This window comes from Rothia mucilaginosa ATCC 25296 (assembly GCF_000175615.1).
Taxonomy (GTDB): domain Bacteria; phylum Actinomycetota; class Actinomycetes; order Actinomycetales; family Micrococcaceae; genus Rothia; species Rothia mucilaginosa.
In genome coordinates, this window is the sequence record NZ_ACVO01000015.1 from 470,168 (window position 1) to 484,403 (window position 14,236).

Annotated in this window: 11 protein-coding genes; 9 read left to right on the plus strand and 2 right to left on the minus strand. The window is 59.0% G+C overall.

The genetic code is table 11. The features are described 5' to 3' along the window. Window positions 1-40: 40 nt before the first annotated feature. The 9 genes from mnmA to secA all read left to right on the plus strand — a co-directional run bounded on the left by mnmA (window position 41) and on the right by secA (window position 12,374). Window positions 41-1,264 (plus strand): tRNA 2-thiouridine(34) synthase MnmA, encoded by a 1,224-nt coding sequence (mnmA, locus tag ROTMU0001_RS05455; RefSeq protein WP_005505354.1) that lies wholly within the window; start codon window positions 41-43, stop codon window positions 1,262-1,264. A gap of 101 nt (window positions 1,265-1,365) precedes the next feature. After that, window positions 1,366-1,764 (plus strand): chorismate mutase, encoded by a 399-nt coding sequence (locus tag ROTMU0001_RS05460; RefSeq protein WP_005508560.1) that lies wholly within the window; start codon window positions 1,366-1,368, stop codon window positions 1,762-1,764. 67 nt (window positions 1,765-1,831) lie between these two features. Next, window positions 1,832-3,139 (plus strand): uroporphyrinogen decarboxylase/cobalamine-independent methonine synthase family protein, encoded by a 1,308-nt coding sequence (locus tag ROTMU0001_RS05465; protein WP_005508562.1) that lies wholly within the window; start codon window positions 1,832-1,834, stop codon window positions 3,137-3,139. 55 nt (window positions 3,140-3,194) lie between these two features. Further along, window positions 3,195-3,896, plus strand: coding sequence for an MtrAB system response regulator MtrA (gene mtrA / locus ROTMU0001_RS05470; protein ID WP_005505360.1), 702 nt, complete (start codon window positions 3,195-3,197; stop codon window positions 3,894-3,896). A 34-nt stretch (window positions 3,897-3,930) separates the two neighbouring features. Then, a complete protein-coding gene (gene mtrB / locus ROTMU0001_RS05475) occupies window positions 3,931-5,682 on the plus strand; it encodes an MtrAB system histidine kinase MtrB (protein WP_005508565.1) in 1,752 nt (583 codons plus the stop codon). Window positions 5,683-5,911: 229 nt separating this feature from the next. After that, window positions 5,912-7,618, plus strand: a complete 1,707-nt coding sequence (locus tag ROTMU0001_RS05480; protein ID WP_005508567.1) for an LpqB family beta-propeller domain-containing protein — start codon at window positions 5,912-5,914, stop codon at window positions 7,616-7,618. Window positions 7,619-7,832: 214 nt separating this feature from the next. Then, entirely contained in the window at window positions 7,833-8,555 is a 723-nt protein-coding gene (locus tag ROTMU0001_RS05485) for a ComF family protein (protein ID WP_245534286.1), read from the plus strand. Between the two features lie 209 nt (window positions 8,556-8,764). After that, the gene (hpf, locus tag ROTMU0001_RS05490) at window positions 8,765-9,406 is read left to right on the plus strand and encodes a ribosome hibernation-promoting factor, HPF/YfiA family (RefSeq protein WP_239665130.1); all 642 of its coding nucleotides are present in this window, start codon (window positions 8,765-8,767) and stop codon (window positions 9,404-9,406) included. 352 nt (window positions 9,407-9,758) lie between these two features. Next, on the plus strand, window positions 9,759-12,374 hold the full coding sequence (gene secA / locus ROTMU0001_RS05495) for a preprotein translocase subunit SecA (RefSeq protein WP_005508570.1): 2,616 nt from the start codon (window positions 9,759-9,761) through the stop codon (window positions 12,372-12,374). Between the two features lie 113 nt (window positions 12,375-12,487). On the opposite strand, the gene ROTMU0001_RS05500 is transcribed toward secA, so the two are convergent. Beyond that, window positions 12,488-13,153, minus strand: coding sequence for an Rv3235 family protein (locus ROTMU0001_RS05500; RefSeq protein WP_005508571.1), 666 nt, complete (start codon window positions 13,151-13,153; stop codon window positions 12,488-12,490). A gap of 119 nt (window positions 13,154-13,272) precedes the next feature. Beyond that, a complete protein-coding gene (locus ROTMU0001_RS05505) occupies window positions 13,273-14,205 on the minus strand; it encodes a LysM peptidoglycan-binding domain-containing protein (RefSeq protein WP_005508572.1) in 933 nt (310 codons plus the stop codon). Window positions 14,206-14,236: the final 31 nt, after the last annotated feature.

Consider the following 14,236-nt stretch of genomic DNA (forward strand, 5'->3'; position numbering starts at 1 on the left):
CGAACGTTCCTAGAGGCACAACACAACAGAAGGATAGGCAGTGAAAATTCTTGCAGCTATGAGTGGCGGCGTTGACTCCGCAGTCGCCGCAGCCCGCGCCGTAGAAGCAGGACACGAAGTAGTCGGCGTTCACCTAGCCCTATCCCGCATGCCCGGCACCCTACGCACCGGCTCCCGCGGCTGCTGCACCCTCGAAGACTCCATGGACGCCCGCCGCGTCTGCTCCCAGCTGGGCATCCCCTTCTTCGTCTGGGACTTCTCCGAACGTTTCAAAGAAGACGTCGTCGACGACTTCATCTCCGAATACGAAGCCGGACGAACCCCCAACCCCTGCATGCGCTGCAACGAAAAGATCAAGTTCGCCGCGCTACTCGAACGCGCCCTCGCCCTCGGCTTCGACGCCGTGGTGACCGGCCACTACGCCCGCGTCATCACCACCGAAGACGGCAACCGCGAACTGCACCGCGCCGCCGACTGGGCTAAAGACCAGTCCTACGTGCTCGGCGTGCTCACCCACGAACAGCTCAAGCACGCCTGGTTCCCTCTGGCGGACACCCCCTCCAAGGCACAGGTGCGTGCGGAGGCGGCAGAGCGCGGCTTCTCCGTGGCGAAGAAGCCGGACTCCTACGACATCTGCTTCATCCCCGAAGGTGATACCCGCGCCTGGCTGGGCGACCACATCACAATGCGCCCCGGCCTCATCAAAGACACCCACGGCGAGGTGCTCGGCGAGCACCCCGGCGCGCAGGCATACACCGTAGGCCAGCGCAAGGGCCTGGCACTGGGCCGCCCCGCCGCCGACGGCAAGCCTCGCTTCGTGCTTGAGGTGCGCCCCAAGGAAAATGAAGTCATCGTCGGCTCCCGCGAGCTACTTGCCGTGCACGAAATCCGCGGTATCCGCGCCACCTGGGCGGGCATCCCCGTGGAACAGGCGGCACGTTTCCTGGAAGAGCCCGCGCAGCTGGGCGCCCGCAGCGAAGAGTTCGAGGTGACCGCACAGGTGCGCGCGCACGCCGACCCGGTCCGCGCCAAGGCGTACATGACCTGGGCACCCGACCCCGAAGCTGAAGAAGAAGGCGCACTGCGCCTGGAAACCGTAGTGCGCCTGCTGGATCCGCTTTCCGGTGTGGCACCGGGGCAGACCATGGTGCTATACCAGGGCACCCGCGTACTGGGCCAGTCCACCATCGCCCGCGCCTACTCGCTGGACCGCGAAGATATTCAGGAAACCCTGTCTGCCGGCGCCTCAACCAGCGCCGAATAGTTGCACCGAGTAGTTGCGCCACGGCTGATCCCCGACAGCTGCACTAACATCTTGCGTGAGCGGAACACGCAGAAGACCCTATTTGATCCGAGGAGAAACCGATGACCCCCGAAAACACTTCCTGCGAATTTGACCCCCACGCAACCTCCATGGGCGATGAAGTCGCACCGGAGGTCTACGAGGAGCTCTTCGCTATGCGCCGCTCCATCGACAACTTCGATGCAGCGCTGGTGCACATCCTCGCGGAGCGTTTTCAGGCGACCAAGCGGGTGGGCATCCTGAAGGCTAAGCACAACCTGCCCGCTGGCGATCCTGGCCGTGAAGAGGCACAGATTGCTCGCCTGCGTGCCATGGCGAAGGAATCCAGCCTGGACCCGAAATTCGCGGAGAAGTTCCTGAACTTCATTATTTCTGAGGTGATTCGCCACCACGTGCGCATCGCAAACGAGCAGGCTGAGCAGGACGGCGAGGCAACTGAAGCCGAGAACTCCGAAGGCTAGTACCGCGCAACTTTCGCATCATTGCGTTTGAACCTGTACTCCATCTGACCCCTCTGGACACACTCCTATGCCCGCTCAATCTTCCAACCGCCAGAACGTCCGTACTGAACCGACGCCGGAGCGCCTGCTGCTGCCCGGTGAGTACCGTGTCCCCGAAGGGGACGAACTGACCGAGCAGGACCTCGCCGCGCTCGCTACGGAGCGTCCGCTGGTGCGCGCCAGCGGTCTGGGCGATTTTCCCGGCGATGATTTGGGCGAAGCAATGTCTCGAGTGGAAGGGGAGCTGGGTGCCCCGCACCTGCCGTTCTTGCCGCATCTGCCGGCGCTGGGCTGGCGGAGTACTCCTCTGGCACGCACCCTGGCGGTGTGCGAGGGACTTGCTTTTGACGGTGCCTCGTTTGGCTGGCGCATGGTGCATAGCGGCGGCAGGGGAGCACGCGAGTCTGCCCTGGCTCAGGACCGTCTGCTTTCGGATATCAATCTTCTCGCTGACCGTGTGGGTGCGCAGAAGAAGAGGTTCACTTCCAGTGCTGAGGGTTCCGCTGCGGTGTATAAGATTCAGCTGGTCGGTCCGCTGACTCTTGCCGCCAGTATCTATCTGCCCGGCGGCGAGCGTGCCATTAGTGATGCAGGGGCGAGCCGTGACCTGCTGGAGTCGTTCCTGGAAGGCCTGGAACGCTGGATGGGTTCTCTGCGCGAGGCTCTGCAAGCTCCGCGGGCGCTGATTGCCGTGCAGCTGGATGAATCCGAATTTCAGCGTCTGATGGAGGGGGCCATCCCTACGGTGAGTGGCTTCCGCTCCCTGCCGGCTTTGCAACCTCACTACTATCAGCAGGTGTACCGCCGTATCTCGGAGCGTTTCGCCGAGCTGAATCTGCAGCTCATCCTGGACGTGGATGGCACCGCGCTTAAACCTGTGCAGGAGCTGAAGCTGCTGAGCCAGTCCCGCCCTGCCCTTGATGCATTGGCCCTTGTGAAGGCGATGCGTGTTGAGGACGGCGCTTCCTGCGCTTTGCTGTTGCATCCTGATCGCGCCCGCCTCAAAGGGCCCGGCACGCTGCAGGTTCCGCCGCTGAGCGATCCTCGTTCCTGGGAGCCCGTCGCGCAGCTTCTGGATGCGCAGACCCAGCTGTGGCTGCCGGTGGTGACTTCTGCACGGGTTCCTGATCAGGTGCGCCGCCTGTACAGCCTGTGGCGTGAGGTTGGTCTTGAGCCGACGCAGTTGAGTGCGGTAGGTTTGATGCCTGATGAGCGTATTCAGAGCGGTTCCGTGCCTGCTGGGATGACTTCAGCCGCGGTAAGTATGCTGGATGCCACGGCTTCGCTGGCTCGGGTGACAGAGTGTGCCCGTGCATTGGCTGAGTGCGCGGTATGATTAGATAATCAGCATTTTTATGTAAGTATTTACGACAATTCTTTAGGGAGGTACTGTGAGCGCAAGCGACGCACACACCATTTTGGTGGTTGATGACGATGATGCTCTGGCGGAAATGATCGGCCTCGTGCTCGCGCAAGAGGGCTTTAACGCTGTTTTCTGCGAAAATGGCAGCCGCGCTTTTGAAACTTTTATGCGCTCCACTCCCGATTTGGTGCTTTTGGATTTGATGCTTCCTGGCATGAACGGTATTGAAGTGTGCCAGCAAATTCGCCGTTCTTCTAATGTGCCGATTATTATGTTGACCGCTAAAAGCGACACTGAAGATGTTGTTAAGGGTCTTGAAGCTGGCGCTGATGATTACATTGCTAAGCCTTTTAAGCACGCTGAATTGTTGGCGCGTATTCGTACCCGTTTGCGTCCGCGTGAGAGCCGTCAGCTGGTGGTGTCCATTGGCGATATTGTCATGGATATGGACGGTCGTACCGTCAAGTACCACAGCACTGAGGTTCCGATGACTCCTCTGGAGTTTGACCTGTTGGCCGCGCTGGTTCGTCACCCGGGTCAGGCGTTGAGTCGTCAGGAACTGCTGGACATGGTCTGGGGTTACACTGATGTGAGCGATTCGCTGGTAAACGTGCACGTCCAGCGTTTGCGCGCTAAGTTTGATGAGCTGGGTGCGGATCGTTTTATCCAGACGGTCCGTGGCGTTGGCTATAAGATTCCGACCGAGCTGGTGGGATCTTCCGGTAGCTAATCGGAACCTATTCATAGGCGAAGGGATAACCTGATTGTCTGTTGCGAAGTCGAGCCATGAGCACGGCGCTTTGACGGCGGAGGCGGTAGCCTCCGCCTCTTCGCGTACCCGCACTTCCAAGCCGCGTAAGGCACAGAAGCAGCGTAGGAACCTGGTGCAGCGCGCTCAGCGTCTGTGGAAGGAATCTCTGCAGTTCCGTGCTCTGGGAACCGCGGGCATCATGATGTTCCTGAGCTTCTTGATGGTGGGTTGGTCCTTGTCGAGCCAGATTGCATCGAGTCTTTTTGAGAATCAGAAGAGCCAGGCGTTGGCGGAATCAGAGAGTGGTTTCCGCAACGTTCAGAGCGTGCTGGACTCCTCTGAAGCCCGTAGTGACAGCGAGATTCGTCGTAATGTGAGCCGTACCCTGACCGTCTTGGACGCGGGTAGCTCGGGTAAGCGCAATTGGATTCTTGTGCCTTTGGAAGGTCAAGGTAAGCAGGGTTTTATTCCTGAGCAGAGCAGTAATAATTCTTTGAATTCTTCGAGTATTCCGAATGATTTTAAAAAAACTGTTCGTGATAAGGACGGTATTTTCTGGCAGACGTCTACGGTGACTACTGTCGAAAATAATCGTGAGCGCACCTATCCGGTGCTTATCGTTGGTACACATATTTCTATTTCTCAGAACCCTAATTACGGTTTGTTCCTTGTGTACGATATGACGGATTCTTCCGCCACGATTGCGCATATTAACTTTGTTCTTTTTGGTGGTTTCTGTGCACTGCTTACTGTGGTGCTTTCTGTGGTGTGGATTGTGACTCGTTTTGTGGTCCGCCCGATTACGCAGACCGCTATTACGGCGGAGAAGCTGGCTGCTGGCGACCTGGATCAGCGTGTGTCTGTACACGGTGAGCATCAGGCGGCGCGTCTGGGCTATTCCTTCAACCTGATGGCTGACTCGCTGCAGGAGAAAATTGTTCAGCTGGAGCGCCTGTCGACTTTGCAGCAGCGCTTCGTATCTGACGTTTCTCATGAGTTGCGCACTCCGCTGTCGACGGTGCGTTTGGGTACTGAGCTGCTGTACGATTCGCGTGAGAATATGAACCCGATGCAGGTCCGTAGCGTGGAGCTTCTGCATGAGCAGGTGGACCGTTTCCAGTCAATGCTTTCTGATCTGCTCGAGATTTCGCGCTTCGATGCTGGTAGCGCAATGCTGACCATTGACACGGAAGACTTCATCCGTGTTCTCTCGAATATTTTGCAGGAGGCTCTGCCTCATCTGGAACGTACGCATACGAAGCTGAACGTGCATACGAGCCATGAGAGCATCATGGTGGATATGGACCGTATACGTATTGAGCGTGTGCTCCGTAACTTGCTGTACAACGCGATTGAGCACGGCGAATCCCGACCGATTGACGTGTACGTGGATGCAAACGCCACGAATCTGGGTATTGCGGTGCGCGACCACGGTATCGGCTTGTCTGAGGATGAAGCCGTTCAGGTGTTCAACCGTTTCTGGCGTGCTGATACTTCGCGTAAGCGTACCCTGGGCGGTACGGGTCTGGGTCTGTCGATTGCTGCTGAGGATGTGCGTCTGCACGGTGGCACGATTGAGGCGTGGGGCGAGAAGGGCCGCGGTGCTTGCTTCACGGTGAACCTGCCCTTGGTTCATGGCGCTCCGTTGGGTGAGTCGCCGGTTTTGGTGACGGGTGAGCCTGAGTCAAGCTCGCATCGTTCGGCGCCGGCTAAGGATACGCTGCCCAATATCGCTCCTCGTACGGCTGCTGGGGGCGACCTCTAGAAGAGGCGTGGGGCCCTGGTCCCTGTCATGAAACGGGGGGATTGGGGTCGGTGCGGTTGTATTTGCACTTATCCTTGCGTATTTGCACTGTTTACCCAGTACAATCAATGCAGATATATTTTCACGGTGTTGCTATTTCGCTGTGTTGATTCTTTCGCCGCGCTGCGATGGCCTGCAGTGGTAGCTGGTGATTGTTTGTCTTTGTTCGTAGAGGAAGGTTAAGACCTCCATGTCTCACAGGGCTATTGTTTCTCGACGCGCCGCGTTGTCTTGGTGCGCGGTGTCTTTGGCGACGCTGATGAGCTCTTGCGCGGGTCTTCCTTCGAACGACCGAGTGACTCAGCACAGCAGTGGTCTGGACGTGAAGAGCGTTAATACTTCTCCGGCGCGTGCGCCGGGACCGCTGGCGGGCGCTACCCCCGAGGCGATTATTGAAGGCTTCGTGCGTGCTGGCGTGGATAGTATCGAAAATTATGCTGTGGCGCGCCAGTATTTGAGCTCTTCTTTTGCGGGCCGTTGGAATCCCTACGGTACGACTCGTGTGTACCGTAATACGGTGCAGCCGCGCAGTGATGATAGCGGAAACGCTGAGGGTACGTACCATGTGCGTTTTCAGCAGACTGCGACCGTGAATAGTCAGGGTATTACGAGTACCTTCCCTGAGGCTCAGACTGAGACTCAGGATTTCACCGTGGTCATGGAAGATAACCAGTGGCGTATTAGCTCCTGCCCGGATGGCTTGTGGCTGGATGGCACTGAGTTTGAGCGTGTGTTTAGCCCGTGTCGCCTGTATTTCTACGATCGTGCGTTCCGTTATGCTGTGCCGGATATCCGTTGGTTCCCGCATACGGATCGCTATTTTGAGTTGCTGGTGCGTACTCTGATGATTGGTCCGGCGTCCTATTTGAAGGATGTCGCGTTTTCGGCGTTGAATGAGTCGATGAGCCTTGAGACCGCCAACATGAGCGATAACCAGGATGTTCTTGTTCGCCTTTCGGGCGAACAGCTGGACGACAACCGTTTGGCGCGCGTGCGTGAGCAGATTATGCACGGCTTGGAGAACTTCTCCGGTCTGGGTAAGACTGAGGTGTTCTATAACGGAACCTTGATTCCGGAGAGCTCACCGAACGGTTTCTCGGTTGTGAAGCTGAACCCGGGTGTTCCTGCCCGCACGGTTGCTATTAACTCGAATGGTCAGATGGTGGCGCGCGATGACTATATGAGTAATGCGGGCGAGCAGCTGCTTCTGCGTGGTGTGAGCCAGTTGAGCTCCCCGGCGATGGGTTATTCTGCGGATGTGTTCGCTTGTTTGGCGAATGATGCTGCGAGCCTGTACACGGTATACCAGGGTACTGCCCGCCGTGTGTGGCAGAGTACCGCTCTGACTGCCCCTAGTTTTGATGCGTACGGCTGGGTGTGGGCTGCTGACGGTGAGGGCGTTGTACGTGCGTTCAAGCCGGATTCTGAGGACGCGAACGAGCGTGAGCGCGGCGTGGATATTGGTTTGTCCTGGCAGCGTAATTTGATTTTTACGAGCGTGAACGTTTCGCACGATGGTGCGCGCATGGCGATTGTAGCGGCTACTGAGGGCGCGTCGGCGGTGATTATTTCCGGTATTGTGCGTGATGAGGCAGGTAAGCCTCTGCGCTTGACGGAGATGGTGCGTCTGAGCTCTTCTGTGACTCCGCGTAATGCCCGTTGGGCTGGCGACCAGAGCGTCGTGGTGGTGAACGTGAAGAACGGTGAGTCTGAGGTGATTTCCCTCAGCGGTGAAGAGACGAAGCTGGACCGTCTGGATGGTGTCATGAGCATTTCCACCGCAGATAATACGTCGAATATTATTGCCCACCGTTCTGATGGTTCGTGCTATCTGATGGAGGAGCGCGGCTGGATCCGTTTGGATACGACCCTGCACGAGATTAGTTACGCCGGTTAGCCTCGGGTACCGGGTATAGCGCGCGGAAAGGTTGCTTTCGGTGAGTTCAGAACAGCGTGGTTTGAACGGGTCTCTGAGCAGGTCTCTGACCGGGCTCGCTGGCGCTCTCAAGAGTGCCGGCGGGTCTTTGGGCGAGGTGCTGATGCCGCGTACTTGCCCGTGCTGTGCGGTGCCGGTCACTTATGGGGCAGGCTCGCCACTGTGTGAGGCTTGCTTGCCGCAGTTGCGTTCGGCGTTGGCTAAGGCGGAGCGAGTATATGCTCTGCAACCTCTTGATGGCGCGGCTGCACCCGAGGTGCGTGCGGCATCCCGTTATGAGGGGAGCATGCCGCGTGCCCTGTTGGCGTTGAAGAATGCGGGCCGTACAGACCTGCTGCCCCTGTTGGGAGAGGGTTTGGCACGTAGCGTATACGAGCTTCTTCGGGCGCATCGGGCTGAGCTTCAGAGTGAGCCGGGCTCTTCTCTTTCTTCTGTAGATACCTCCGCCGCACCGGTTGAGGTTCTGCTGGTTCCGGCACCGTCCTCTGCGCAGAGCGTGCGCCGCCGCGGTTATGCGCCGGCGAATCTTTTGGTGCAGGAGGCGGCGCGTCAGCTTAATAAGCGTCTGCCTGCCTCGGTGCGGGTGCGCGCTGTGGACGTCATCGGGTATGCGCCTCGCGGTCGGCGGGGGAGCGGCGCCTCCATTATTTCTGATGCGATTTCCGGTGCGCAGAACGAGCAGAAGAGCCTGGGCGCTGTGGGTCGTGCCGAGCGGATGCACGGTGCCTTGCGCGTCATGGAGCCTGCCCTGTGCGCGGGTCGGGTGAGCGTTATTTGTGATGATGTGGTGACCACCGGTGCGACCGCCTCTGAGATGGTGCGTGTGCTGCAGGAATCCGGTTCGCGGGTGCTGGGCGTGTGTGCTGTGGCGGCGGTACCGAAAAAGGCTCAGATATAGCGTTTCTTGTAGTTAGTTGCAAGAGATACACGATTTTTGGCGAATAAAGTTCGCAGACGGACGAATAGCTATTATTTAGGCTAAATATTTGTCATATCTAGTGATATGAAACATGTTTCGTACTAGAATATAGACAAGGGAACGGCATTGGAGTCGAACCCCCGTACCGGGTCCAGCCGGACGCGGTATAAGCCCCCAACCTGGAGGGAATGATCGTGGAAGTCAACATCTACGGCCGCAATATCAAGGTCACCGAACGCCTGGAAGAGTACGTGAGCGAGAAGGTTCAGAAGTTCGCTCAGCTCGGCGATAACGTGAAGGACATCGACGTCAAGTTCAGCAAGGACGGTCACCTGGGTGGCGAGTCCATCCGCGTTGAGATTACCGTTGTTGGTACTGGTCCTGTCCTCCGTTCCGAAGCCCAGGGTCACGACAAGTTCGCGGTCTTCGATGAAACCTACGGCAAGCTCCTGGAGCGTCTGCGCCGTGCACGTGACCGCCGCAAGCTGCACAAGCGCGGTGGCAAGCACCCCGTCTCCGTGGCGGACGCTACCGGATCGATTCCTGTGGTTACCGAAGCAATTACCGAGATTCTGCTGCCGGATGTTCCGGTGGAAGAAGCAGCATTCGACAACAGCGAGGTCACCCTCGCCGACGAGGCAGCATCTCCCATTGAGATTCGCCACAAGAGCTTCAAGGGTGAGCGTCTGACTCCCGCAGAAGCTGTTGACCGTATGGAACTGGTCGGCCACGACTTCTACCTGTACATTGACAGCGAGACCGGCGCACCGGCTGCGGCATACCGTCGTAAGGGCTGGAGCTACGGCATTATTACTCTGGATAACGAGTAAAACCCAACGTACCTGCTGGATGCTGAGGCGTAAGGCTCTTTAGGGGTCGTACTCAGCGAGTGGGCTCAAGACCCGGGCGGTCTGGGAACATACACCGTGTTTCTCCAGGCCCCCGGGTTTTTCTTTGCCCTCCACACATCTGTTCCTTTAGACGGATGGGTCGGCTCTGCCTCAACCGGAGGGTGAAAGATTCGAGTGTCACCAAATGTCACCTCGTGGGCGCAGAGCGTAAAAAAGAGCTCGGACGGGCGAATTAGGCGGCTCTGCCATACAATATGTAGGAAGGCCTCACCGCGCGCACTTTCGCGCGCCCTTGGTGAGGGTACCGAAACAAGCAAGGAGTAGAAGCTCAGTGGCATCTTTCTTGGAGAAAATCCTCCGAACCGGCGATAAGAGGGTTCTGCGACAGCTCGAAGCGTACACTAAGGCGGTGAACTCGCTCGAGGACAGCTTCGCATCGATGACGGATGAGGAACTGCGAGCAGAGACCGACAAGTTCCGCGAGCGCGTCAAGGACGGCGAATCCCTCGACATTATGCTGCCGGAGGCCTTTGCGGTGGTCCGTGAAGCATCCAAGCGTACCCTGGGCAAGCGCCACTACGACGTGCAGCTCATGGGTGGTGCAGCGCTGCACCTGGGCAACATTGCCGAAATGAAGACCGGTGAGGGTAAGACCCTCGTCGCGACCCTGCCCGCGTACCTGAACGCGCTGAGCGGCAAGGGCGTGCACATTGTGACCGTGAACGACTACCTGGCTGAGTACCAGGCGAACCTCATGGGTCGCGTGTTCCGCTTCCTCGGCATGGAGTGCGGCGTGATTCTGTCATCCATGGAGCCTGACGAGCGTCGTAAGCAGTACGCCGCAGACATCACTTACGGTACGAACAACGAGTTCGGCTTCGACTACCTGCGTGACAACATGGCGTGGACCGTGGAGGAGCAGGTTCAGCGCGGCCACAACTTCGCCATTATCGATGAGGTGGACTCCATCCTGATTGATGAGGCGCGTACCCCTCTGATCATTTCCGGCCCCGCAGCGGGTGAGGCGAACCGCTGGTACGCAGAGTTCGCGCGCATTGCCGCGACCCTGCTCAAGCGCGGTGAAGACTACGAAGTAGACGAGAAGAAGCGCACCGTCGGTATCCTCGAATCCGGCATTGACAAGGTGGAAGACCACCTGGGTGTGAAGAACCTCTACGAATCCAAGAACACCCCGCTCATTGGCTTCCTGAACAACTCCATCAAGGCAAAGGAGCTGTTCACCAACAACAAGGACTACGTGGTCATTGACGGCGAAGTCCTGATTGTTGACGAGCACACCGGTCGTATTCTGCCGGGCCGCCGCTACAACGACGGCATCCACCAGGCGATTGAGGCGAAGGAAGGCGTCGAAATCAAGCCTGAGAACCAGACCATGGCGACCGTGACCCTGCAGAACTACTTCCGCATGTACGACAAGCTGTCCGGTATGACCGGTACCGCGGAAACCGAAGCGGCAGAGTTCATGAACACTTATGAGCTCGGCGTGGTGCCCATCCCCACCAACAAGGGTGTGCAGCGTATCGACAACCCCGATAAGGTGTACCGCGACGAAATCGCCAAGTTCAAGGCGGTCGTCAAGGACATTAAGGAACGCCACGAGAAGGGCCAGCCGATTCTGGTTGGTACCGCAAGCGTGGAGAACTCCGAGTACCTTTCCCGCCAGCTGGCGAAGGCAGGCGTGCGCCACGAGGTGCTGAACGCAAAGAACAACGAGCGCGAGGCAGCTATCGTCGCGCAGGCGGGCCGTAAGGGCGCCGTCACCGTGGCAACCAACATGGCTGGTCGCGGTACCGACATTATGCTCGGCGGTAACCCCGAATTTGAGGCCGTCGAGAAGATGCGTGAGCTCGGCCTGGACCCGAACACCAACTCTGAGGCGTACGAGGCACGCTGGCCCGAGGTCCTGAAGGCCTGCGAAGATGCCGCAGCTGAAGAGCATGAGGAAGTCACCAAGCTCGGTGGCCTGTACGTGCTCGGCACTGAGCGTCACGAGTCCCGCCGTATCGACAACCAGCTGCGCGGTCGTTCCGGCCGTCAGGGTGACCCGGGTGAGTCCCGCTTCTACCTGTCGCTGACCGACGAACTGATGCGCCTGTTCAACACCGGCATGGCAACCCGCCTCATGGCGGCAGCCCCCGAGGACTCCGCACTGGACTCCAAGATCGTCAGCCGCGCTATTGCTACCGCCCAGTCAAACGTTGAAGGCCGTAACGCTGAACAGCGTAAGAACGTGCTCAAGTATGACGACGTGCTCAACCGCCAGCGTGAAGCGATCTACAAGGACCGCGGCCGCATCCTGCACGGTGACGACCTGAAGGAACAGATTTCCGGCTTCGTGGACGAGGTGCTGACCACCATCATCGACGCCCGCGTCTCTGAAGGCCACGCCGAGGACTGGGACTTCGACGAACTCTGGAGCGCCCTTAAGCAGGTGTACCCCATCTCCATCACCGTGGACGACCTCGCAGAAGACGCTGGCGACCGCACCAAGATCACTCGCGACCAGATCGTGAAGGAAGTCCTGGCGGACGCACACCTCATCTACGATGAGCGTGAAAAGAGCGTCGGCGAAGAGAGCATGCGCGAAATTGAACGCCGCGTCATGCTGTCCGTCATCGGCGAGCGCTGGCCCGAGCACCTGTACGAGATGGAATACCTCAAGGAAGGTATCGGTCTGCGTGCGATGGCTCAGCGTGACCCGCTGGTCGAGTACCAGCGTGAAGGCTACGACATGTACCAGTCGATGCTCGGCGCGATCCGTGAAGAGACCGTGACCTACCTGTTCAACCTGGACCTGTCCAAGCAGCGCACTCAGGCTTCTGCCGTGCGCCTGGCTGAGCCTTCGCGCCCGAAGTTCCTGCAGTACTCCGCCCCGGATGAGGACGGCCACGAGCAGGTTCACGTGGAACGCTCGAAGGACAAGTAGCCTCAGCGTAAAAGCTGAAATGCTATAGACCTAGCAGAGAGGGTGCGAATCCAACACTGGATTCGCACCCTCTCTGCTTGTCTGTGTGTTTTGTAGGGGAAGCCGGGGAAGCCTTAGTCTTCGTCCAAGCGGCTCTGCGGCTGCTCAATTGCGGTAATCAGCCACATGCCGTGAATCAGGCGCATCTGCATGGTCACCACACGCACCCTTTCCGCACAACGCAGTAGCGCCACCACCTCGTAGAGCTCATCGTGCACCTTCTGCGCTCGCACCCGCAGCAGAACCGGAGGAAGAGTCAACAGCATCTCTTGGCGCACCTGACGCGGATTCTTAGGGAAGAACGGCAGCAGACGGTGGAAACAATCCGCTGATACCCACTGCGCCAGCTGCTGACGCGAACGACGAGCCGACATAATCTCCAGGTAAGCAATCGCCACACCCGCGCAACGGCCCTCCAGCTGGCGAGCTAGCGCATCCGCCGGACGCAGCGGGCGGCCCCTCTTCACTACCTTCGGGCGCTGAGCCGAATGCTGCTCATAACGCGGCAGAGGAAGCAGCGAATAAACCGAGGGACTGTTGCGCCTCTGCACCAGAGTCATCGTGCCCTGCCCCTGCTCGGGGAGCGGAGCCACCTGCTCGGCAGCCACCGGCTGAGTCACCGGCTGGGATGGGCACGTCGCCTGACGCTTCGAGTACGGGCTGGCAGACTGGTTGTCGCGGGAGGTAGGCTGATGCGGCGGGGTCCACGGGGAACGGGGGAGAAGGTTGGAGAAGCTCATGACGGCTCCTTTCGGTGCAGAGGCTTTCGGTGCAGGGGTATGTGAGGTGAGTCGAGCCAACGAAAGACTGTTGGGATGAGGTGGGATGAGGTGGAATGGGGTGGAAGGCGCGGGTGAGGTTAGTGAACGGGCTGTTCGGGGATCTGCAGAACCTGCCCCTCGTAGAGCAGCTCGGCGTTCTGACCCAGAGCGTCCTTGTTCGCCTCGTAAATGTCGAGGGTGTAGTCGTAAATGGTGGAGGCGTCGGTGCCTTCGCCCAGCTGGTCGGCGGCAATCGACCAGAGCGTATCGCCCGCCTGAACCGTGTAAGAGTAGGTGCCCGCCTCGGTGCGGGGAGAAGAAAAGAAGGGGCTACGGTCCTGCAAGTAGCCTGCCGCCTCCGAAGGCTCGGGAGCCAGGGGAATATTGGGAACCTCAGCAGAAAGGGCCAGGGGAGTAGCGGACTGATTCGGGGTGGTATCGGAGAGAACCGCATCTGAGCTGGCGTCTGCCGCCGCGGTAATCGATGAATCTGCTGCCATAACTGCTGAAATGGTTGTCTGCGGTATGCCCTCCGCGCCGTTCAGCCCGGCGTTGCTGGGCGTAGCCACCGTAGCTTGCGCGGGAGCCAGAACCGCCCCCACTCCGAGCGCCGTGCCGCCGAGCGTCAGAACGATGCGGCGCATAAAACGCGGACGGAAAATCGCCGGAACCTGCAGCACAGCGCGGTCAGCGTTGCGGCTCGAAACTCGCAGGGAACGAGCGTAGAAGAGCGCGTAGATAAAACTGATGAACCACCAGGCGGTAATGAGGGCTGCTACCGCGCCAGCGCAGAGCAACGAAGCATCTGCCAGCGGGTGTGCCGAGGGGATGCGGTGCAGATTCACGCTTAACGCGCCCAAGACCGCGGCGGAAAGTAGGGGAGGGGCGATGAAGAGCAGAGCATCCTGGTAGCTAGCTTTGGTGCTGGTTTCGTGACCTGCGTCAGCGCCGGATGCCAGAGGAGCAACGGATGCAAGGGGATGCGAAGCGAAGGCTGCGGGCGCCTGACCCCGCGTGGAAAGATGGTCCACAATGACCTCCAAATGGTGTGTTTGATGTGTT

Coding starts and splice junctions, on each gene's coding strand:
- hpf (WP_239665130.1), top strand. CDS start 8,765: ATGATCGTGGAAGTCAACATCTACGGCCGCAATATCAAGGTCACCGAA.
- ROTMU0001_RS05460 (WP_005508560.1), top strand. CDS start 1,366: ATGACCCCCGAAAACACTTCCTGCGAATTTGACCCCCACGCAACCTCC.
- ROTMU0001_RS05465 (WP_005508562.1), top strand. CDS start 1,832: ATGCCCGCTCAATCTTCCAACCGCCAGAACGTCCGTACTGAACCGACG.
- ROTMU0001_RS05480 (WP_005508567.1), top strand. CDS start 5,912: ATGTCTCACAGGGCTATTGTTTCTCGACGCGCCGCGTTGTCTTGGTGC.
- ROTMU0001_RS05500 (WP_005508571.1), bottom strand. CDS start 13,153: ATGAGCTTCTCCAACCTTCTCCCCCGTTCCCCGTGGACCCCGCCGCAT.